Annotated in this window: 22 protein-coding genes; 8 read left to right on the top strand and 14 right to left on the bottom strand. The window is 44.9% G+C overall.

Going from position 1 to position 20701, the window contains the following annotated elements; genetic code table 11:
* Positions 1 to 44 precede the first annotated feature (44 nt).
* From AC07M6_RS14850 to AC07M6_RS14785, 14 genes are all read right to left on the bottom strand, one after another.
* On the bottom strand, positions 45 to 2327 hold the full coding sequence (locus tag AC07M6_RS14850; RefSeq protein ID WP_494890692.1) for an NADP-dependent malic enzyme: 2283 nt from the start codon (positions 2325 to 2327) through the stop codon (positions 45 to 47).
* 133 nt (positions 2328 to 2460) lie between these two features.
* A complete protein-coding gene (locus AC07M6_RS14845; RefSeq protein ID WP_494890690.1) occupies positions 2461 to 2859 on the bottom strand; it encodes a hypothetical protein in 399 nt (132 codons plus the stop codon).
* A 44-nt stretch (positions 2860 to 2903) separates the two neighbouring features.
* Positions 2904 to 3302, bottom strand: coding sequence for a hypothetical protein (locus AC07M6_RS14840; RefSeq protein WP_494890688.1), 399 nt, complete (start codon positions 3300 to 3302; stop codon positions 2904 to 2906).
* A 94-nt stretch (positions 3303 to 3396) separates the two neighbouring features.
* Positions 3397 to 4779 (bottom strand): lytic transglycosylase domain-containing protein, encoded by a 1383-nt coding sequence (locus AC07M6_RS14835; protein ID WP_494890686.1) that lies wholly within the window; start codon positions 4777 to 4779, stop codon positions 3397 to 3399.
* 56 nt (positions 4780 to 4835) lie between these two features.
* Positions 4836 to 6269, bottom strand: a complete 1434-nt coding sequence (gatA, locus tag AC07M6_RS14830) for an Asp-tRNA(Asn)/Glu-tRNA(Gln) amidotransferase subunit GatA (RefSeq protein WP_494890684.1) — start codon at positions 6267 to 6269, stop codon at positions 4836 to 4838.
* A gap of 115 nt (positions 6270 to 6384) precedes the next feature.
* Entirely contained in the window at positions 6385 to 6552 is a 168-nt protein-coding gene (gene tatA, locus AC07M6_RS14825) for a twin-arginine translocase TatA/TatE family subunit (protein WP_494890682.1), read from the bottom strand.
* Positions 6553 to 6602: 50 nt separating this feature from the next.
* Positions 6603 to 7001 (bottom strand): Sec-independent protein translocase subunit TatA/TatB, encoded by a 399-nt coding sequence (locus tag AC07M6_RS14820; RefSeq protein ID WP_494890680.1) that lies wholly within the window; start codon positions 6999 to 7001, stop codon positions 6603 to 6605.
* Positions 7002 to 7055: 54 nt separating this feature from the next.
* Entirely contained in the window at positions 7056 to 8348 is a 1293-nt protein-coding gene (locus AC07M6_RS14815; protein ID WP_494890678.1) for a murein hydrolase activator EnvC family protein, read from the bottom strand.
* 12 nt (positions 8349 to 8360) lie between these two features.
* A complete protein-coding gene (gene lolB1 / locus AC07M6_RS14810; protein ID WP_494890677.1) occupies positions 8361 to 9170 on the bottom strand; it encodes a lipoprotein insertase outer membrane protein LolB1 in 810 nt (269 codons plus the stop codon).
* Positions 9148 to 10875, bottom strand: coding sequence for a tetratricopeptide repeat protein (locus AC07M6_RS14805; protein WP_494890676.1), 1728 nt, complete (start codon positions 10873 to 10875; stop codon positions 9148 to 9150). Before AC07M6_RS14805 ends, lolB1 begins: the two co-directional genes overlap by 23 nt.
* 46 nt (positions 10876 to 10921) lie before the next feature.
* Positions 10922 to 11356, bottom strand: coding sequence for a dUTP diphosphatase (gene dut / locus AC07M6_RS14800; protein WP_494890675.1), 435 nt, complete (start codon positions 11354 to 11356; stop codon positions 10922 to 10924).
* On the bottom strand, positions 11353 to 12858 hold the full coding sequence (locus AC07M6_RS14795; RefSeq protein ID WP_494890673.1) for a lipopolysaccharide biosynthesis protein: 1506 nt from the start codon (positions 12856 to 12858) through the stop codon (positions 11353 to 11355). Before AC07M6_RS14795 ends, dut begins: the two co-directional genes overlap by 4 nt.
* A gap of 86 nt (positions 12859 to 12944) precedes the next feature.
* Positions 12945 to 13223 (bottom strand): acylphosphatase, encoded by a 279-nt coding sequence (locus AC07M6_RS14790; protein ID WP_494890672.1) that lies wholly within the window; start codon positions 13221 to 13223, stop codon positions 12945 to 12947.
* Between the two features lie 94 nt (positions 13224 to 13317).
* Positions 13318 to 14487 carry an amidohydrolase family protein gene (locus tag AC07M6_RS14785; RefSeq protein ID WP_494890671.1) on the bottom strand — a complete coding sequence of 390 codons (1170 nt, stop codon included), beginning with the start codon at positions 14485 to 14487 and terminating at the stop codon, positions 13318 to 13320.
* Between the two features lie 171 nt (positions 14488 to 14658).
* Between AC07M6_RS14785 and rlmN the strand changes: the two genes are divergently transcribed.
* The 8 genes from rlmN to AC07M6_RS14745 all read left to right on the top strand — a co-directional run bounded on the left by rlmN (position 14659) and on the right by AC07M6_RS14745 (position 20674).
* Complete coding sequence (rlmN, locus tag AC07M6_RS14780) at positions 14659 to 15717, top strand: dual-specificity RNA methyltransferase RlmN (RefSeq protein WP_494890669.1); 1059 nt, start codon at positions 14659 to 14661, stop codon at positions 15715 to 15717.
* Between the two features lie 269 nt (positions 15718 to 15986).
* Positions 15987 to 16556, top strand: coding sequence for an RNA polymerase sigma factor (locus AC07M6_RS14775; RefSeq protein WP_494890667.1), 570 nt, complete (start codon positions 15987 to 15989; stop codon positions 16554 to 16556).
* Positions 16553 to 16882 (top strand): hypothetical protein, encoded by a 330-nt coding sequence (locus AC07M6_RS14770; RefSeq protein WP_494890665.1) that lies wholly within the window; start codon positions 16553 to 16555, stop codon positions 16880 to 16882. Before AC07M6_RS14775 ends, AC07M6_RS14770 begins: the two co-directional genes overlap by 4 nt.
* Positions 16883 to 16894: 12 nt before the next feature.
* Positions 16895 to 17677 carry a Spy/CpxP family protein refolding chaperone gene (locus AC07M6_RS14765; protein WP_494890663.1) on the top strand — a complete coding sequence of 261 codons (783 nt, stop codon included), beginning with the start codon at positions 16895 to 16897 and terminating at the stop codon, positions 17675 to 17677.
* Between the two features lie 116 nt (positions 17678 to 17793).
* Entirely contained in the window at positions 17794 to 18300 is a 507-nt protein-coding gene (locus AC07M6_RS14760) for a hypothetical protein (protein WP_494890661.1), read from the top strand.
* Positions 18301 to 18697: 397 nt separating this feature from the next.
* The gene (locus AC07M6_RS14755) at positions 18698 to 19489 is read left to right on the top strand and encodes a YHYH protein (protein WP_494890660.1); all 792 of its coding nucleotides are present in this window, start codon (positions 18698 to 18700) and stop codon (positions 19487 to 19489) included.
* Positions 19461 to 20042: a toxin-antitoxin system YwqK family antitoxin gene (locus AC07M6_RS14750; protein ID WP_494890658.1), complete on the top strand. Its 582-nt coding sequence runs from the start codon at positions 19461 to 19463 to the stop codon at positions 20040 to 20042. The genes AC07M6_RS14755 and AC07M6_RS14750 overlap by 29 nt, the downstream gene beginning before the upstream one ends.
* Positions 20039 to 20674 (top strand): SCO family protein, encoded by a 636-nt coding sequence (locus tag AC07M6_RS14745; RefSeq protein ID WP_494890656.1) that lies wholly within the window; start codon positions 20039 to 20041, stop codon positions 20672 to 20674. Before AC07M6_RS14750 ends, AC07M6_RS14745 begins: the two co-directional genes overlap by 4 nt.
* Positions 20675 to 20701 lie beyond the last annotated feature (27 nt).

Raw genomic sequence — 20701 nt, 5'->3', positions numbered from 1 at the left:
TTTCTGCTTTAGTCTTTCAGCTTTTAGCTTTTAGCTTTTAGCTTTTAGCTTTTAGCCGTCTCTTCTTTCGCCTGCGCGTCAACCACTGCAATGGTGATCATATTTACAATCTCTCTTACCGAGCTGCCTAACTGCAATACGTGCACCGGCTTTTTTAGGCCCAGCAAAATTGGCCCTACCGCTTCGGCGCCGCCCAATTCCTGCAACAGTTTGTAGGCTATGTTACCCGATTCCAGGTTAGGGAATATCAGCGTATTGGCCGGCTTACCGTTCAGCGTGCTGAAGGGGTAATTATCTTTTAACAGTTCGGTATTGATCGCAAAGTTGGCCTGCATTTCGCCATCAATCACCATATCGGGATATTGCTTGTGCAGGATCCTTACCGCCTCGCGGGTTTTTTCGGGGATATCCCCATCATTCGATCCAAAGTTGGAGTAAGATAGCAACGCCACCCGGGGGTTACCGATAAACCGTTTTACCGAACGCTCTATCAGCACGGTAATATCTACCAGGTCCTGCACCGTTGGGTCGACATTTACGGTGGTATCGCCAAAAAACACCGGCCCCTTTTTAGTGATCATGATATACATACCCGCTACCTTGGCCACGCCCGGTTCGGTACCGATAATTTGCAGCGCCGGTTTTACGGTGGTTACATAGTTTTTGGTCAGCCCAGATATCAATGCATCGGCATGGCCAAATTGAACCATGCTGGCGCCGTAATAGTTACGGTCGCGCATCATTTTTTTAGCCTCGTACTGGGTGATACCCCGGCGCTGACGTTTGCTATACAAATACTCGGCATATTCCTGCGCGTGCTCGCACTCCTGGCGGGTATCAATAATTTTTACATCATCCAGTTCCAGCTCGTTCTCCCGCATAATCTGTTTGATCTTTTCGGTATTGCCTAATAATATCGGGGTGGCGATGCCTTCATCCTTCACAATCTGGGCGGCACGCAATATCTTGTAGTTATCAGCCTCGGCAAATACTACCCGTTTAGGGTTTTCTTTGGCTTTGATAGACAGGTTACGCATCAGCCTGTCATCCTTATTAATGCGCGACCGTAATTCTTCGCTATAGGCGTCCCAATCGGTAATTACCTTACGGGCTACGCCCGAATCAACTGCAGCCTTTGCTACCGCCGATGATACTTCTATCAGCAGGCGCTGGTCCATGGGTTTAGGGATGATATAATCCTTACCAAACTTCAGGTTACGGGCGCCGTAGGCCAGGTTAACGGCTTCAGGTACGGGTTTTTTAGCCAGTTCGGCAATGGCCTTTGTGGCGGCCAGTTTCATTTCTTCGTTAATGGCAGTAGCCCTTACATCCAGCGCGCCGCGGAAGATGAACGGGAAGCCCAATACGTTATTTACCTGGTTAGGGAAATCCGAGCGGCCGGTAGCCATAATCATATCCGGACGGGCCTCAACAGCGATATCATAAGCTATCTCGGGGTTAGGGTTGGCCATGGCAAACACAATCGGGTTTTTAGCCATGCCCTTTAGCATATCAGGCGTAACCACGTTTCCTGCCGACAGGCCGATCAATACATCGGCGCCTTTCAGGGCATCTTTCAGGTCTTTGATATCTTTACGGTCGGTAGCGAATTGCATCCGCATTTCGTCCAGATCGGTGCGGCTGGTGTGCAGCAGGCCGTTGATATCAAACATCACCAGGTTCTCTTTTTTAACCCCCAGCGACAGGTATATTTTAGTGCAGGAAACAGCCGCGGCACCCGCGCCGTTCACTACCAGCTTAATTTTGTCCAGTTTCTTTTTTTGGATCTCGCAGGCATTCATCAGCGCCGCGCCCGATATAATGGCCGTGCCATGCTGATCATCGTGCATTACGGGGATATTCATTTCCGCCTTTAGTCTGCGCTCTATCTCAAAGCAGGTTGGGGCCGATATATCCTCCAGGTTGATCCCGCCGAAGGTTGGCTCCAGCGCTTTAACAATGTTTACAAATTGGTCAACGTCGGTTACGTTCAGTTCTAAATCGAATACGTCGATATCTGCATAGATCTTAAACAGCAGGCCCTTGCCCTCCATTACCGGCTTGCTGGCTTCGGGGCCAATATTACCCAGGCCTAAAACGGCAGTACCATTACTGATCACCGCTACCAGGTTACCCTTGGCGGTATATTTATATACGTCATCAATATTATTTGCTATGGCCAGGCAGGGTTCGGCTACGCCGGGCGAGTAAGCCATGGTTAAATCGCGTTGCGAATTGGTGGGCTTAGTGGGTACTACCTGTATTTTACCGGGACGGCCTTTTGAGTGATAATTTAACGCGTCCTGTTTACGATTGGTTTTATTCATCTTCTCTCCATTCAAGCCCCAAAATTACAATTCTTTTTTAGTCTGACCCATGATTTAAGGATTAAACGTGAGCGTGGACGCTCACCCCGCTCATAGTTCAAGCGTGGACGCCTGAACCGGCAGCTTAGAGCACTCATTTTTTCTTCTTGTTCCTATTCTCTAACAATGCCGCAATACTAATGCCTGCGCAATCGGTTATTAGTGCAGCAGCCGTTTCCACAGGCAGGGCCGCAGCATCTGTAAAATTGATACAGCCCTTTTGAAATTTAGCATCCGGCAGCAGATCAACATATTTGCTATGCAAGGGGACATTCATATACATGGGCAGGCAATGCAACGACATATATTTCTGCACACTTGCAAGGCCGTATTTCATGTAGACTTTCTCCTTATACAGGATCATTTCCTTACCCATCATCGGTTCTATTACCGGGGTAACAGTGCTATCGTTAGTCATAATGGCTTCGTGCAGGGCGGTCATTAAGGCTTGCCGTTCGGCAGGCTGCTGGCTAATGTATTCGGGGATGGTCATTGGGTATTGGTTTTGAGGATGTAAGTTACAATAATTAGTATTAATTATACTTCGGTTAACTCTTCGTCATCCAAATTAAAGATCTCTCTCTTGCTTAAATACTGATCATGAAAGGCACGGAAAATTTCCAATTCGGACGAACTTATAAATTGTTTAATATGTACCATGTCAAACTTCCTATCAAATTCATAAACCTTGTTATTATTGATGTTGTAAAAGTTTATGGTGAAATAATTATTTTTTTGCCATTTAGATATACGATGATATTTCACAAAAAAAAGTAGGCCAGAATCTTCTTTATAAACATAATTATCTGAAATACCACCTTCTGAAATAACCTTCCCTTCAAACATTACATCCCCAATGTAAGGTCCCCCCATACTAATAATTTGGCAGTCGTTTGCCGAGGTAAGCTGATATTTTGATACCGATGATTTTTCCATTGAAATTACAAGGTACAAAAAAGCCCGCCTTGTTATCCAAGCCGGGCTTTCAATTTTTAGCTTTTCGCTTTAGTCTTTATGCTTTCAGCTAACCTTATACTTTCGTAATCTTTAAAGTCATACCCGGTTGCAGGGCATTTTTCTTTAAGCCGTTCAGTTCTTTAATACTATCTACGCTAGCTTCAAATTTTTCGGCCAGAGCGCTTAGGGTATCGCCTTTACGTACTTTATAGGTAAGGTATTTTTTAACCGCTTTTTTCTCTGCGGGGCTGTCGTCACCTGCCGCGCTTTCGCTTAACCTTAATTTTTTACCTACGGTAGCTTTGCTGCTATGCAGGTTATTCCAGGCTTTCAGGTCCTGTATATCCACGCCGTATTCGCCGGCAATATCGGCCAGGGTTTCGCCGCGTTTAACGGTATGGTACGATGGCGTTTGCTCCGGGCGCGATGATGATTTATTAACCGTTGGCGCAGCCGCGTAAACAGCCGGGGTATACGTTACCGGGCCATCGCTGTTCAGCGCCTCATATATCATGCTGAACTGGCCGGGGGTGGGCTGCGGTATCACTAACCTGCGCGGGTTGGCTGCCGTAGCGGTAATAACGCCGCGCTTATAGGCCGGGTTTAGCAGGTAAACATCTTTAGCATCCACATCAAGCAAACGGGCAATATTACTTAACGATACCGATTTAGTAATGATCAGCGTATCCGTTTTGGCAATAGTGCAGGCCTGGGGTATAATGTTGTGCTGTTTAAAATAGTTCATTACGTAGGATACCGCTATATAAGCCGGTACGTAGCCACGGGTCTCGTTTGGCAAATACGGGCGGATGGCCCAAAAATCGGTAGCGCCGGCTTTATCAATAGCACGCTCCACGCTGCTTTTTCCGCAGTTGTAGCTGGCAATGGCCAGCAGCCAATCGCCAAATTCCTGGTAGGCCTCTTTCAGATAGGCAGCGGCGGCGTAGCTAGCCCTTATCGGGTCGCGGCGTTCGTCAATATCATCGTTAATAGCTAAACCGAAGACCTTTCCCGTAGCGGCCATAAACTGCCATGGACCCGTTGCACCTACGCGCGATACGGCGTTAGGGTTCAGTTCTGATTCTACGATCGACAGGAATTTGATCTCTTCGGGGATACCGGCCTCACGGAAAGCTTTCTCGTAAATAGGGAAATAGTATTTGGCCAGGCCCAGCATGCGGCCTATATCGTTTTTGCGGCCGGGCGAAGTATAAATATCAATATAGCTTTGTACAAAGGCATTGTAGTTAAGCGGGACTTCTTTCTGGATGGAATCTAACCGTTTTTTAAACGTGGTTTGGTACGGACTGTAAATTACCGGGGCAACAACGGGTACAAATAAAGTATCGCGTTTAGCGCCTGTAATGTTTGAGTCGGCTTTGGTGGTAAAAATCCCGGATGCCTGGGTGATTGGTGATAATGCAAGGCAGATTACAATCGTAAATAGTCTCTTCATTATTAGGGTTTTAATCAACGTAAAAAATTACGGTTATTTGGAAACTACTAAATTATTTAATTTAAAGTTAATTTCAAAAAATAATCGGAAAATTCCAGTAATTCCTTTTCGGCGTACTGTTTTGTTAACAATTGTAAACCTAACGGCAAACCCTTGCTGTTATTGCCCGCGGGCAGGGAAATAGCCGGTACACCCGCTAATGATGCCTGTACGGTAAAAATATCGTGCAGGTAACTTACCACCGGGTCTTTCTCTTCCATACCAATGGCAAAGGCAGGTTCGGGGGCGGTGGGCACCATAATAAAATCGTATTGCTGCAGTATCTCGTTGGTTTTTTGCTGGATCAGGCGGCGTACTTTTTGGGCCTTGGCATAATAAGCATCGTAATAACCCGCGCTTAATACAAAGGTACCTATCATAATCCGGCGCTTTACTTCCTTCCCAAAACCTTCGGAGCGGGAGCGCTTGTAGGTACTTAACAGATCGGTTGCATTGGGGCTTCGGTAACCGTAGTGCACCCCATCGTACCGGGCCAGGTTGCTTGATGCTTCGGCGGTAGCCAAAACGTAATAGGTAGGCACCAGGTAATCCAGGTATTCAAAACTAACCGGCTCAACGGTATGCCCTTCGGCACGCAGTTTTTCAATATTGGCGGTCAGCATGGCTTTTACTTCGGCATCTGTGCCTTCGCTTTCCAATGCCTCCTTTAAATAAGCTATTTTTTTCGTTCCGGATGAAGGGATAACCGTCCCCTGCGTAGGATACGGGGATTGGATAGTAGTGCTATCGTAATCATCAGGCCCGGCCATAATATCCAGCAGCAGAGCGGCATCGCTTACCGATTGCGTGATAGGCCCCACCTGATCGAACGATGAAGCATAGGCAATAATGCCGTGGCGCGAAATGCGCCCGTAAGTAGGTTTTAAACCAATTGCCCCGCAAAAAGCAGCAGGCTGACGTACCGAGCCTCCGGTATCGGTACCAATGGCGGCGTGGCACATACCGGCCTGTACCGCAACCGCCGAACCACCCGACGAGCCACCCGAAACACGGGTTTCATCGGCGAAGTTATGTACAGGGCCGTAGCAGGAGTTTTCGTTTGCGCCGCCCATGGCAAATTCATCGCAATTGCAGCGGCCTATAATAATGGCGTCTTCGGCTAATAAACGTTCAACTATGGTTGATGAAAAAATGGAAGTAAAGCCTTCCAGTATTTTTGATGAGGCGGTTACCTGGTGCCCCTTATAGCAGATATTATCTTTTATGGCAATAACCATACCCGCCAACTTGCCGGCTGTACCTGCTTTAACGCGGGTATCAATTTCTTTTGCCCGGGCCGTAGCTTCATCGGCAAAAACCTCGTTAAAGGCATTCAGGTGTTCGTATTCCCCAATGCGCTGCAAATAGCCCGCAACTAAAGCTTCAACCGTAATATCGCCTTTTTGCAGAGCGGCATCAATCTCGACTAAAGAGGTATAGTTTTTTGACATGGGCGCTAAAATAAAAAAACTTATCGGTTGACAATTAAATTATCAACAGATAAGTTTCAAAAAAAGCTGTACAGCAAATGCCGGTTAAAAATAAGAAGATCTCTTACGGACGAAATTATTTCTTTTCTTCGGTAGCTGAGGTTGTACTTTCGCCGTTTTGGGCATCCTTAAATTCTTTAACGCCTTTACCAAGGCCTTTCATTAATTCAGGTATTTTTTTACCTCCAAACAGCAATAAAATTGCAAGTATAATCAGAATAATTTCTGGTGCGCCTAATCCCATGATTCCTATGTTTTATGTATGATTTATATATTTATGTGTTGATAACCCGCTTAATTGTGCTTGTTTAAATTAATGCCCGAACCGCCGGCATGGCCTTCCTCTTCGTGTGCTACCGCTTCCTCATGGCTATCGCTGCCAATTGGTTTAGTACCCGCCACAGGGCTGGTATCAATTAACGGGCGCGATTCGGCCTCCATGCTTTCGTGCTCTTCTACTTCGGTATGCGGGGTAATATCGTTAGTTGTTTTTTTCTCTTCGTAGTTGTTAATCTGGTTATTGATCTCGCGCTTCACCCCTTCCGACGCATCTTTAAAATCGCGGATCCCTTTCCCCAGTCCGCGCGCCAGGCCGGGCAGCTTATCGCCCCCAAACAGCAACAACGCCACAAACATGATCAATATCATTTCCGAAGATCCAATGTTCAGAAATAAAGGAACTAAGCCTAACATATTCACTTTATTTAATTTACAAATATAAACAATTTAGAAAACACTTAGTTTAAATTAATTAGGTGTTAACCATTGGGTTGGGTTTACTGCATTTACACCCTTCCATAATTCAAAATGCGCGGTGGCAATACCGGTGGCGCTGTCTGTTTCAACCGTACCCAGTATTTGCTTGGTAGTTACTTTTTGCCCCGGCGATACATTTGCCGATCTTAATTTAGTATAAACGGTAAAGTACTCGCCATGCTTAATAATAATAATGTAGCTACCGCCGCCATTAACTACCTGGCTCACTTCGCCGTTAAATACAGCCCTTACTTTTGCGCCTTCCTCGGTACGGATATCAACCCCTTTGCTTTCGTTACGGATACCGCCTTCGGTATACATACCAAAGCCCTGTGTAATCCCTCCGTTGGCAACCGGCCATGGTAAACGCCCCTTGTTACCCAAAAAGTCGTTTGAAAGCCTTGCGGCTTCGGGAGTTGCATTCAGCACCTCGCTGGTGGTTGACGTTTTGGTGATCCGTTTTACCGTAGATGGTTCTACCGCCCTGCCTTCAGCCTTAGCTTTGGCAGCTTCCGCGGCTTCGCGCCTGCGGGCTTCTTCTTCGGCTTTGCGCCTTGCTTCTTCAATTTCTTTACGTACTACCGCGGCTATCAGCTGGTTCATCTTTGTAATGCTGCGCTGATGCTCTATCTGCTGCTGCTTTAGCTGCCCCTGTTGCCTTGATAGTTCGGATATTACCTGGTCTTCGTCCTTTTTAGCCTTACCCAGGTTTTGTTTTTCTTTTTCCTGATCGGCTAAAAGCTCGCTTTTGCTTTTTTTGGTTTTATCCAGTTCGTTTATTTTAACATGCAACTCGGTTTGTGTGCCTTTAATAGCTTCGGCCTGCCGCTCGCGGTAGGCCCCAAACTGCTGCAGGTACTTCATCCGCTTATAGGCCTGGTTAAAATTGCCCGAAGAAAATATAAACATCAGCTGGTTATATGAGCTTCGGTTGTGATAAGCAAACAGCACCATGGCTGCATACTCCTTTTTTAACTGGTCTAACTGCCCTTGCAGGCTATGTACGGTATTATTACTTTCCTGGATCTGGTTATCCAGCAACCTGATCTCGGAGTTGATGGTATTTATCTTCGATGTACGTAAACTGATCTGCGCTTTAATCAGGTTCAGTTGTTTCAGATTGGCTTTTTTGTTATTCTGCGTTTCTTCTAACTGGTGGTTTAACTGTTCCAGTTCTTCGTTCAGTTTATCGCGGCGGCGCTTTAATTCGCTGCTGGTTTGACCGAATGCCGTTGCCGCGGCAAAAAAACAAACGATAATTAAAACTATTTTATAAAATCTCATCAATCAATATTATCAGTCAACAGGGGTAAACCTGTCGGGTATGCTGAAGGGATATTCCAATACCTTATCATATTCGGCACTGTTATAGTGCAAATTAATATTTGCCTTTTTATTCCCGGCCGAAGATACAATATCTATTTGCGATGGCATAATGCGGTTATCGGCTTGTATAAACGCGCTGTTGCTTACCTGTAAGGTTAAGGCGGCCAGCTGGTTATTTAAGTTGGTCTGGCTCACTTTAAAATCGGGCCCGATGATTAAATTATACATCAGGTCCTGCAACTGGCCCGATACCAGTGTGTTGCCGTTATCGGTGCCAACATTAGCGTTATCGGCCAGTGTTTCGGGTATGGCGTTACCAACAAGCAGCGCCTGCAGCGTTTTAAAATTTACCTGGCTGCCTCCATACTGGTACAGGTAGCTAAACGGCTTTTTCATATAAACGCCCTGCAGGCGGTTCACTACCCAAATACTATCAGGAGTAATTACCGCACGGGCTACTTCTATCCCTAACAAAGCCGTAACCGAAACCCATATTTTTTGATCGCGCTGGATGCGGATATTAAGTGTAGCATCATTTTTATCACCATCAATATCCAGTTTAGCTTTAGCCTTACCACTGAAAGTATTAAAGGTAAACTGTTTGGCACGGATGGCAATCAGTTTATCGTTAACAGCCGGCGATGCCGTTTTTACCGGCGAAACCACCGGCTGCTTTACCGGTGTACGGGTAACTGCCAGCTGCTTGCGCGCTTTACAGCCTGCTAAAGCTATGATGATGCAAAACCCTGTTAATATTTTATTCAATGTACTTTCTTTCATTTATTTTCCTTTCCAGCACAGGCGATTTCGCGCCATTCTCTTTCGCTTTTTTCCAGTTCTCTACCGCGGCGTTGGTATCGCCCAGGTAAAACATAATGTCGCCATAATGTTCTTCCTGTACGGCGCTGTGGTCTTTATCGTGTACCAAAGCCTTCTCTATCCATACCCTTGCTTCGGGATAGCTTTTTTGCCTGAACAGTATCCAGGCGTAAGTATCCTCGAACGATGCGGTATTGGGCTGTAACTCGTTGGCGTGTTTTGACATGGCTGCCGCCTTATCCAAACGCTCGCCCCGTACCGACAGATAGTAGGCGTAATTATTTAACGTATAAGCGTTATCCGGGTTGTATGTCAATGAACGGTCGTAAGCCTCGTCCGACTTCGCATTATCTTTCTGCTCGTGATACACATCGCCTAAAGCAGAGAAACATTGCGAAAGTAGGTCCTTATCCTGAAGTTCTAATGAAGTTGTGTTTTTAAGATAACTTAATGCTTTGGTATAATTCTTTTTTTGCAGATAGGCTACGCCCACCAAATAATTCATCCAGGCCTGGTTAGGGAAAAGCGATAAAGCGTTTTGCCCATCCTTTAGCGCGGCATCAATATCGTTATCGCCCAGTTCAAGCCTTACCAGTTGTTCCTGTACGCCATAAACCTGGTCGTCCAGCTCTATCGATCTTTTATAAACGGGCTTTGCCTCTTTATATTTTGCATTCTGCATCAGCATATCGCCATAAATAGCGAAAGCTTTGGCAACCGACGGGTGTGCTACGGTTAAAATACGGCTTAGCTCCAGCGCGCTGGCCTTAGCATTAGGTTCGGGAAATTTGGGGACATAACCCAGTATGATCCTAATCTTTTGATCAATCTCCAGACTGGGGATAGCAAAGGCCAGTTCCAGTTCGTTAAAGCAGGCTTCGGCATCTTTCTTCTCGCGGTAGATATCAGCTAAAGCCAAATGCACCATTCCGTTGCCGGGATCCATTTTTACCGCCTTTTGCAATACGGGCAGGGCCTTGTTATTTAACCCGTTCGAGTTATATATTTCGGCCAGCAGCAGATAGTACCTTACCTGGCCGGGGTTGGCCGCTATCATGGTTTCAATCTCTGATGCCGCCAGGTCAACCTTGCCTTGTTTCAGGTATATTTTTTGGCGCTGGGCCACAATATCATCGTTAAGGCCGGTAATGTCTTCTACTTTTTTGTATACCGCCAGCGCTTCGTCATACCGTTTCTGGATAAAGTAAGCATTGGCCTTATCAAAGTAATAATCGGGCTTATCCGGATTGATCCTGATCAGCTGATTAAATACATTTTCCAGTTTGGCTATATCGTTTGTTTTTTCGTAGCAATCGGCCAGCGATATCCAGTACCACTCGTTATCGGCATTAATAGTTACGGCGCGTTCCAGCAGTTGCTGGGCTTCGCTGTTGTTTTTTTGATATTTTTTCAGGCCGGCCAGTTCGTACATGGCGGCATCGTTGGCCGGGTCGGTTTGCAGTACGCGGTTAAACAGATCGGCTGCCAGCGGGAAATTCTCGATCGTTTTTTCGTGCAGGGCCGAAAAAAACAGTTGCTTCACCATCACACTGTCGATAGATGTTAAGGGCTTGCCTGCACGCGCAGGGGTTCCCGGTTTTTTGCTTTGTGCAAAAACAATTACCGGGGCAAGCAATAAACCTAATATAACAGCGCGTTTTAACATCTTAACACTATACCTTACCTAATCTCTAATTAAAAATCTCTCAACACTACAAAACCCCTGTATGGCCATAACCATTGGTACCCCTAACTGTTTCACTTAAAGCGTCAACTTTTTCCCAATCCACCTTTTCAAATTTGGCAACCACAATTTGGGCAATGCGGTCGCCGTTGTTGATCTCAAAATTGTGATGTGATAAATTAATGAGCAAAACTTTGATCTCGCCGCGATAATCCGCATCAATGGTTCCCGGCGCGTTCACTATGCTAATGCCGTGCTTAAAAGCCAATCCGCTACGCGGACGGATCTGTGCCTCGTATCCCTCAGGCAGTTCAATATGCAGCCCTGTGGGAATCAGTTTACGCTCCATAGGCCTCAATTTGATAGTAGATTCTACATCAGCGCGCAGGTCCATCCCGGCCGAGTATGGTGTTTCATAAGCCGGCAGGAAGTTTTTTGAATTGTTGATTATTCTGACTTTCATCGTTTAATAAAGATAGCTTTTAATTCTTTTCCTTCCATCAATAATGCCCCGCCCGCAAATAATACCAGCAACGCATTACCTACAAATATATTACGATTGAATATATAGAACGATAAAATAACGAGTATTATTGATGTAACAATATAAGCGAGGTTCTTTTTTACATTGTAAGGAATAGGATAATTTTTTTGCCCCCAAATGTAGGAGAGCACCATCATGGTGGCATAGGCCGTTAACGATATCCAGGCCGATGCCATGTAGCCGTACGAGGGAATAAATATTACGTTAAGTATAATAGTAAGTATTGCCCCAACACCAGAAATATATAACCCGTATTTAGTTTGATCCGACAGTTTGTACCATACTGATAAATTCATGTAGATGCCCAAACTTACATAGCCAAAAAGTAGTATTGGCACTACCCTTAAGCCTGACCAATAAAGCGTAGTTTGGGCCACATCTTTCCCTTTTATAAAATATTTAAGCAGATCTATATTAGCTACCAGCGCCACAAATATCATACATACTGCAATTACAAAATAGTTCATAATGCGAGCATAGTTTTGACTGGCATTTTTATTATTAGCATGACTAAAGAAGAATGGTTCGGCACCCAACCTAAAAGCATTAACAAATATGCTTAGGAAGATAGATATTTTAGCACAGGCCACATAAATACCAACCTGAGTAGCACTCTCTTTTACTGGCAGCAATTTTCCTAATAAAATTTTATCAAGATTTTCATTAATAAGAAAAGAGAAATTTGCAATAAGCACCGGCCAACTGTATACTAACATTTCGGCCAAGAGTACTTTACTAAATTTAGGCCTAAGCTGTATTAATTCGGGTAACAGCATTAACAAAGTAACTAAGCTTGCTATCAGGTTTGATAAAAACACATATCCTAACCAACCATGCTTAAACCACGGTATTATTATGCTTTTTCCCGGCAGATTATGTAAAACAATAAATGGTAGTACATATATAAAAGTTAAATTAAGCCCCACAAATATGATGATATTAAGTAGCTTAATTTTACCATATCGGCCGGGGCGTCCATCTGCACGGATTTTAGCAAAAGGAACTACACATAAAGCATCAATTACTAAAATCCCAATAAAATATCTGGTATACATAGTATACTCAGCAAAAGGTGTATTGAAATCGACTTGTATCCAACTTGTGATCAAGTTACTTAGGGGAAACGTGATCAATAGAAAAATAACAGACATGACAAGGATTACGCCAAACGAGTTATTATATACTACATCTTTTTTTTCAGGCTTTTTATTAAGGTAACGAAAAAAAGTTGTTTCCATTCCAAAAGCCAGTAATGCGTTAAGCATAGAGGCATAAGCATACATACTACCGAAAATACCATACACTTTAGCAGAATATGCACGCGTATAAACAGGTGTTAGGAAAAAACTAAGCACTCGGCCTGCTATAGTGCTTAGCCCGTATATAGCCGTTTGCCCGGCAAATTTTTTAGCGGTTGACAATGATGCTTATTTAAGTTTTATAAGCCCTCTCCTTGCGCCACCGTTAAAGCTAATGCGGCACGCGGTTGGGGAGGGTTTGGGTGGGGTTATAACCCGCGTTTTAACACTTCAAAATTACGATAGTTTTTTAATTCGCCCTCATGGCATTGTACGCCGGTTACATGTGCTGTATCCGAACCCTCCCGGCAAAAATCAAGAAACATATCCAACAGGGTGCTATCAGCTTCGGCTTCTATAGCCACTGTACCGTCTTTTTGATTTTTTACCGTTCCGCGTACGCCTAACTGATCGGCAACGGCCTTGGCAGCCATGCGGAAACCCACGCCCTGTACCTTGCCTTCAACTATAATATCCAGATGTTTCATATACCCCTCCTAACCTCCCCGAGGGGGAGGAACATTGGACAAATATAATATAAATGATTTAAAGCCCTCCCCTTCGGGGAGGGTTGGGAGGGGTTTAAATTAACCTTTGCACCTTGCTCTCCGCGGTCAGCTTCAAACCATCCAACCCGGTTATCAGGTTCAAGCCGGGGGTTTTGCCCGCTTCAAGGCTGCCTTTATCTTTATCGATACCTAAAAATTTGGCTCCGTTAAGTGTTGCCCACTGCATTAGTCGCGCAGTATCAAGCGATGGGAAGCTTTGCTGCAGGGTTTTCATTTCGCTTAAAATGCACAGCTTACTGTTTGATGCCAGGCTATCCGTGCCCAGCGTAATGTTATTACCCTGATCAAGGAACAGGTTTATTTTGGGCAGTTTCTTTTCGATATACAGGTTGGCATTGGGACAAAAGCACCAGTTTACCTTCTTATCAAAACGCTTAATAAAATAAATATCCTTTAGGTTGGTGCAGGTATTATGCACCATTAAAATGAGTTGCTTGCTGGTTAGCAAGGGCAAAACCGATTGTAATGAGTTACGTGCCTGCGGTTTAAAAAAGCTGATATCTATACCAAAATGCTGATACAGATCAACAAAACCGCCCAGTTTATAGCGGTAAAATTTATTCTCGTCATCGCATTCCTGGTTATGGATACTGAGCAGGTTCTGATGTTTTTCCGAATAGCTTTTGATTAGCTTAAACAGCTCTTTAGATACCGAATACGGCGCGTGCGGGGTTATCGAGCCCGATTGCGGTTTAAACTGTTCCAACAGGGCCAGAGCGTTATCAAATACAGCCTGCGCGCGGTCGGGCATAAAGCTAAATATCTCTACAAACGTATGATAGTACATTTTGCTTTTAGCCTTAATGGATGCAGTAATGGCGCTATTTGAAATATCACCTACAGCTACAATACCCCTATCGTACATATCCTGGTCGGCTTGCAGGGCGGCGGCAGCTATTTCGTTATCTTCGGCTTTGCGGGTAGCTTGGATATCCTTTATAAACTGGATCATCCCCTTACCCGACGGAACCTTATTTAACAGGTGCGATAATTCTAAATGGCAATGGGTATTAATAAAACCGGGACAAATGATACCATCCAGTTTTTCAACATGGGTGGCGTGATGATCTGCAGGATTATCAGATAGTGCAATAATTTTACCGGAGTCATCAACGGTAACTATTCCATTTTTAACAGGATCGGCATAGACGGGAAAAATGTAATCGGCTTTAAAACTTTTCATGGGTATTGATTAAGCACACCTCCCTCCGGAAACAGCATTAAAAATTTATATCATAACCTACACTTTTACTTTAGATAGTTACAATTAACTTTTAGTTGTTGTTTTTTAATTTTACAATTAAAAAAGATTGATCTCAAAATATGATTTTAAAATTTAAGTACCTTTGTATCTGTGAATAATACGAAAGGAAAAATTGATATCCGCAGCTTAAACCTGCAATCGCTTCAGGAGCATTTTATCCGGATGGATGAAAAGGCCTTCAGGGCTAAACAAGTTTATGAATGGCTCTGGAAAAAATCTTGTGTTTCTTTCGATGAGATGAGCAATATTTCTAAAGAACTTCGCACCAAGCTGCAAGAAACTTTTACCATCAATAACGTAAAAATTCATAACTCGCAGTTTAGTGCTGATAAAACTATAAAAAATTCTTTTATTTTACACGATAGTCACTTAATTGAGGGCGTTTTAATTCCGGCACCAGAACGAATGACCGCTTGTGTGTCATCTCAGGTGGGCTGTAGCTTAACCTGCAAGTTTTGCGCAACCGGCTATATGGAGCGCAAGCGCAACCTAAATCCCGACGAAATATACGATCAGGTGGTACTTATTCACCAGCAAGCGGTAGAAAACTATGGTATCCCGCTCAGCAATATTGTTTACATGGGCATGGGCGAGCCGCTGCTGAACTACAGTAACGTACTGCAATCTATCGAAAAGATCACATCCGAAGAAGGCCTCAACATGTCACCAAAGCGCATTACGGTATCAACCGCGGGCATTGCCAAGATGATCCGTAAACTGGGCGACGACGGTGTAAAGTTTAACCTGGCCCTATCCCTGCATGCCGCTAACGACGAGAAGCGCAATACCATTATGCCCATTAACGAGCAAAACTCGTTAAAAGCCCTGGCCGACGCGCTGAAATACTACTACGCCAAAACCAAAAACGCCGTTACCTACGAGTACATTGTTTTTAATGATTTTAACGATGGCATTGAAGACGCTATAGAACTGGCTAAGTTTTGCAAACACCTGCCCTGCAAAGTAAATATCATTGAATATAACCCTATCTCGTTTGCCAACTATATGAATGCCGATGTAGATAAGATAGAGGCTTTCGCCGACTATCTGCGTAAGCAGGGCATTATTACCAACGTGCGCCGCAGCCGTGGTAAGGATATTGACGCGGCCTGCGGGCAACTGGCCATCAAGGATAAAGCTGCTGTATAGCCCCCTGCCCCTAAAGGGGGAGAAAATGTGCAGATGTGCGAATATGCATATGTGCAAATGCCAGCCCAACTCCTCATCTGCACATATACTAATTTGCGCATCTAATGCCATTTCATTCATCTGCATATTTGCACATCCGCACATTTGCACATCTAATACCCATTCCTTTCATCTGCATATTTGCACATCCGCACATTTGCACATTTTTCTTAACTTCCCTCCGAAGGAATTACTAATCAACCTCGTCTAACCCACATAATAACCCCGGATTGACTGAACAGGAACTAATTGCCGGACTGCTTAAAGGCGACGAAAACGCTTTTAAAACAGTGGTGGATACCTATAAAAACATGGTATACAACACGGTATTGGGCTTTTTACAGAATACGGATGATGCCGAAGACGTTACCCAGGATGTTTTTATAAAGATATATGAAAACATTGGCAGCTTTAAACAGCAGGCCAAGCTCAGCACCTGGATCTACCGCATCAGTATTACGCAGGCTATGGATTTTATCCGTTACCGAAACCGGAAAAAGCGCGGCGGCTTTATTTTGAGTTTGTTTGGCGCCAACCAGGAAATGCTGTACGATCCGCCTGATTTTGTGCACCCGGGGGTGTTGGCCGAAAATAAAGAGCAATCGGCTATACTGTTTAAGGCCATAAACCAACTGCCCGAGAACCAAAAAACGGCCTTTATATTACAAAAGGTACAGGATAAAGGCCAGCGGGAAATAGCCGAAATTATGCAGCTGAGCGAAGGGGCGGTGGAGTCTTTATTATCAAGGGCAAAGGCAAGCCTTAAAAAATTATTGTTTAATTATTATCAATCGATATGAAAACACTACGGGAAACAGAAGAACTGGCAGAACGGGCCTTAACCAGCCTGGATAAGCTGCAGCCGGTTGAGGCTAATGCCTACCTGTACAGCAAAATAAAGAACCGTATGCTATTAAGTCGGCAAACCGCGGCGGCGGCGCATACACGTTTAATGTTTAAGCTCTCGGCCGCATTGCTGCTGTTCTTATTCATTAACGCCGGTAGTTTTTACCTGCTGAACAGGTTTCAGCAGCCTAACGCTTATAACCCGGTTAAAAAAGCGGCCACTGGTATAACCGCCGTTAGCGAGGAGTATTTCCCGGGGAACAATTCCTACAGTTATTAAAATTGCAGAAAGATGAAAAGTTTTAAAACCCTTGTTGTAATTGTAGCCATACTGATAGTGGCTAACTGCGTTTTAATGGGAATGCTATGGTATAACAATTATCACCGGAACAATAATAAAACAGTACGCCCCCCTGTACAAATAAAAGGCCCCGCCTTTGAGTATCTAAGCCGCGAGTTAAAGCTTACGCCCGGTCAGGTTAAAAAATACGAGGCCCTGCGTAAGCAACACCAGGAGTTGACCCAAAAGGTAAGCGGCGAGCAGCGTATGATGCGCGATTCGTTTTTTGATAACCTTAAAAAGCCGGACAGTAAACCGGCCGAAGTTGAATTGTTAGAGCAGCGGATCCTGGTTGCTCAAAATAAATTGGATACAGCTACCTATTACCACTTCCGCCGGCTTAGGGGGATATTAAACCCCGGTCAGCAACAGAAATTTGATACCATAATTAACCATGTGCTGCACATGATGGCGCAGCCGCACCCGCAAGGCGGAGGACCGGGCGGGCAACCCGGACAGATGGGACCAAACGGCAAACCAATGGATGGCCCACACCAGGGCCGCCCAGACTGGAAACCCGGCAAACATAAACCCGGGCCTGATAGCCGGCCGATGGAAGGACCGCCAAACGGCGGACCACCCGATGGAAGACCTGGCGGACCACCGCCAGATGGCAGGCCATGGCCACCACCACCGGGAAGCCATCCCCCACCGGGCAGCGGGCCACCACCACAAGGACCCCCTCCGGGTGGAGGGCCACCACCGCAACACGGACCACCGCCACCTGAGCAATAATTTACTGAAGAGGCACCATACCCGGTGCCTTTTTTATTTTGCCGATAATATTTAAATTAGCATTTTCACACTTGAAACCAACCTTATAATCTGAACCAATAAACCAAAACACTATCATGAAACGTTTTTATATGTTATTGATTAGCCTTGCTTTAAACACAGCGGCATGGTCGCAGATTGTTAAAACGGAGACAGACACAAAAACCGGGAAGGAGATCAAATCGGCAGTTGTAGTATTAGCCAATAGCATGGGGCAGCAATTAAACTTTTTTTCTAAGGGAGATGAAAAGCTGATTGAATTTGCAGAGGGAAGGATATTGGAAAGGTGGCCCGCAAAAATTTTAAGAAAGATGTCGATCAATATTAAACTTAAAAACGACAGCGTCTATCATTTCCCAATCGATACTACTAAGTATACCGTCATGGATGTTAATGGATTTCTCCGGTCATCGCTTGTAGCTGTGGTGAGCGATAACCAATTAACACCTTTGCTAAATACCCAGGTCCGGTCAATAAGTTTAGGCTTTGGCGACCAGAAAGATTTGAATATCCCGCCGATATCAGATAACAACCGGAGAGAAATAAAACGTGCAGTGGCTTATATCATGGGCAATAAAAAGTAAGAGTTTAGTAACTTAACCAGAGTTCTTAGCCTTATTGGTCATTGTGAGTTATCAAATCCGGCGGAACTTTAAAGGTGTGTACGACGTTGGAGATCGGGGGTTGTGCGATTCCCCTCTTGAGAGGGGTGGAAGAGTGTGTCCTTTCGGCGATATACACTTCGGTTAGGACATACCCCTGCCACTACACTTTCCAACGCGCCCCCTCTCAAGAGGGGAAGCAAAAAAAACACGTCATCTTGCCACGTCGCGCCCTGCTATAATCCTTCCTGACTCCTTGCAATGACCTATTGTGTTTTTCCTAAGTAAACGACACATTTATCATATCGCTACAAAAATCTCACATCCCACCGAAGGAATATTTAACAACCGGCATCTAATGGTTAAATATTCCAATTATATGCAACCTTATAAACCTCTATTAGCTATATTGATACTGATTGGTATTACTATAGCCTGCAAAAAAGACAAGACTGGCGATACCACCAACACAACTACAAGTACCGGCAGTGCCGCTACGGGAGGTACAGTAGGAGCCTCGGTACCGGCTGTTTACAAAAAAATTTATGCCGCTACCGATATTTATATCGAGGGTGATTTTGTGGTGATCAAAACCAATGGTTTCCCTGATCATAAATCGCCTTACTATTTGGGTACCACCTGGGCATCTACCAGGTACGAGGCTTATAACGGCACTAATCCCCAGTTTGGCCTTAACCCTAACCGTATAGCCCAGGCCGATGCTACTTTCAAAATTCCGCTTAACCCAAAAGTAGCCACTACACATTCCGCAACCCCGCTGGGTGCTATGGGCGTAGCGGTAAACGGCGTATCTATATTTAACCAATACGCGGCTATGTATTCGCCCCTTACTAACGAGGCGAATGGATTTGACCAATATGGCGGCCACCCGCAGCAGCAGGGCGTATATCATTACCATGTAGAACCTACTTACATTACAACCAATAAGGGCAAGGACGCGTTAATTGGCTTCCTGCTGGATGGGTTCCCGGTTTACGGTCCGCTGGAAGGAACCAAAACTATTACCAATGCCGATTTGGATGTGTACCACGGCCATACCGGCGTAACTGCCGATTATCCTGCCGGGATCTATCATTACCACATTACATCTGCCGACCCTTACATTAACGGAAATGGATATTATGGAACGCCGGGTACAGTTTCGCAATGATGCTTTTATAGTGGGCTTTGTTTTGCTGCTGCTTACCCTAATCTGGATAAACATACAGGCAAAAGAGGATAAACAACTGTGGGTGGTAACAGGCGATAGCCACCTCATGCAGCTGCGGGGTATCTGTTACTATAAAAGTGTGCCTTTAACCGGGTGCGTTTATGAGCGTTACCCTAACGGAGAGTTTGCCAAACAGATCCCCTACGTAAATGGCAAGCAGGACGGCTATACGCGCTACTGGTACAGCAACAAAGCATTGCAGGCCGAAAGGTATTTTGATAATGGCAAAAAACAGGGCGTACATAAAAGCTGGTGGCCCGATGGTACCCCCCGTTTTGAATACACTTTTAAAGACGATGAGTACAACGGCACTGTAAAGGAATGGTATGCCAGCGGCAAGCTTTGCCGCCTGTTTCATTACACCATGGGGCACGAGGATGGCTTACAGCAAATGTGGTGGGATAACGGCGCCGTGCGCGCCAATTACGTGGTGAAAGACGGACAGCAATATGGTTTAATTGGCAGGAAACTTTGCCGCAATTTGATACAATGAGATACTGTGCGATGATATTTTTGCTGATACTGGCCGGCTGCCGGAATCATAAACCGGATAACCGCCTGCCTTTTTATAATACGCCCGATTTTACCCCGGTGTGGCTATCTCCCGGCGATGAGAGCTATCCCGGCATCCATACCATTGCTCCTTTTAGCTTAACTAACCAGTTGGGTGCAACCATCACTAATCAACAACTAAAGGGGCATATTTATGTGGCCAATTTCTTCTTCGCCAAGTGCGGCAGCATTTGCCCCAAAATGATGGATAACTTAAGCGATGTGCAGCGGGCCTTTATGCAGGATGACCGGGTACGACTAATATCGCACAGCGTAACACCGGCAAGGGATAGCGTTCCGGTATTGCTTAAATACGCTGCCGATCATCAAATTGACAATAAAAAGTGGTGGCTGCTTACCGGTAACAAGGACGCTATTTATACCCTGGCCCGCAAAGCCTATTTTGCCGATGATGAAACCGGCTACAGCAAAAACAACAATGAATTTTTGCATACCGAAAACGTTTTGCTGATAGATAAAATGGGGCGTATCAGGGGTGTGTATAACGGCACCTTGAAACTGGAGATGGTGAACCTGATCAGGCATATTAAACAGCTGGAACTGGAAGATTAGATGATTAGGCATGATGGTAATTTTCTA

Source organism: Mucilaginibacter sp. GW821-FHT07H05 (genome assembly GCF_059418485.1).
This window is presented reverse-complemented; position numbering and strand designations above follow the sequence as displayed.

Bases quoted from the DNA above. Each gene is read 5' to 3' on its own strand.
- AC07M6_RS14750 (WP_494890658.1), top strand. From the start codon at position 19,461: ATGGAACGCCGGGTACAGTTTCGCAATGATGCTTTTATAGTGGGCTTT.
- AC07M6_RS14850 (WP_494890692.1), bottom strand. From the start codon at position 2,327: ATGAATAAAACCAATCGTAAACAGGACGCGTTAAATTATCACTCAAAA.
- AC07M6_RS14755 (WP_494890660.1), top strand. From the start codon at position 18,698: ATGCAACCTTATAAACCTCTATTAGCTATATTGATACTGATTGGTATT.
- tatA (WP_494890682.1), bottom strand. From the start codon at position 6,552: ATGGGATTAGGCGCACCAGAAATTATTCTGATTATACTTGCAATTTTA.
- AC07M6_RS14770 (WP_494890665.1), top strand. From the start codon at position 16,553: ATGAAAACACTACGGGAAACAGAAGAACTGGCAGAACGGGCCTTAACC.
- AC07M6_RS14790 (WP_494890672.1), bottom strand. From the start codon at position 13,223: ATGAAACATCTGGATATTATAGTTGAAGGCAAGGTACAGGGCGTGGGT.
- dut (WP_494890675.1), bottom strand. From the start codon at position 11,356: ATGAAAGTCAGAATAATCAACAATTCAAAAAACTTCCTGCCGGCTTAT.
- AC07M6_RS14840 (WP_494890688.1), bottom strand. From the start codon at position 3,302: ATGGAAAAATCATCGGTATCAAAATATCAGCTTACCTCGGCAAACGAC.
- AC07M6_RS14835 (WP_494890686.1), bottom strand. From the start codon at position 4,779: ATGAAGAGACTATTTACGATTGTAATCTGCCTTGCATTATCACCAATC.
- AC07M6_RS14820 (WP_494890680.1), bottom strand. From the start codon at position 7,001: ATGTTAGGCTTAGTTCCTTTATTTCTGAACATTGGATCTTCGGAAATG.
- gatA (WP_494890684.1), bottom strand. From the start codon at position 6,269: ATGTCAAAAAACTATACCTCTTTAGTCGAGATTGATGCCGCTCTGCAA.
- AC07M6_RS14845 (WP_494890690.1), bottom strand. From the start codon at position 2,859: ATGACCATCCCCGAATACATTAGCCAGCAGCCTGCCGAACGGCAAGCC.
- AC07M6_RS14765 (WP_494890663.1), top strand. From the start codon at position 16,895: ATGAAAAGTTTTAAAACCCTTGTTGTAATTGTAGCCATACTGATAGTG.
- AC07M6_RS14760 (WP_494890661.1), top strand. From the start codon at position 17,794: ATGAAACGTTTTTATATGTTATTGATTAGCCTTGCTTTAAACACAGCG.
- AC07M6_RS14785 (WP_494890671.1), bottom strand. From the start codon at position 14,487: ATGAAAAGTTTTAAAGCCGATTACATTTTTCCCGTCTATGCCGATCCT.
- AC07M6_RS14745 (WP_494890656.1), top strand. From the start codon at position 20,039: ATGAGATACTGTGCGATGATATTTTTGCTGATACTGGCCGGCTGCCGG.
- AC07M6_RS14815 (WP_494890678.1), bottom strand. From the start codon at position 8,348: ATGAGATTTTATAAAATAGTTTTAATTATCGTTTGTTTTTTTGCCGCG.
- lolB1 (WP_494890677.1), bottom strand. From the start codon at position 9,170: ATGAAAGAAAGTACATTGAATAAAATATTAACAGGGTTTTGCATCATC.
- AC07M6_RS14805 (WP_494890676.1), bottom strand. From the start codon at position 10,875: ATGTTAAAACGCGCTGTTATATTAGGTTTATTGCTTGCCCCGGTAATT.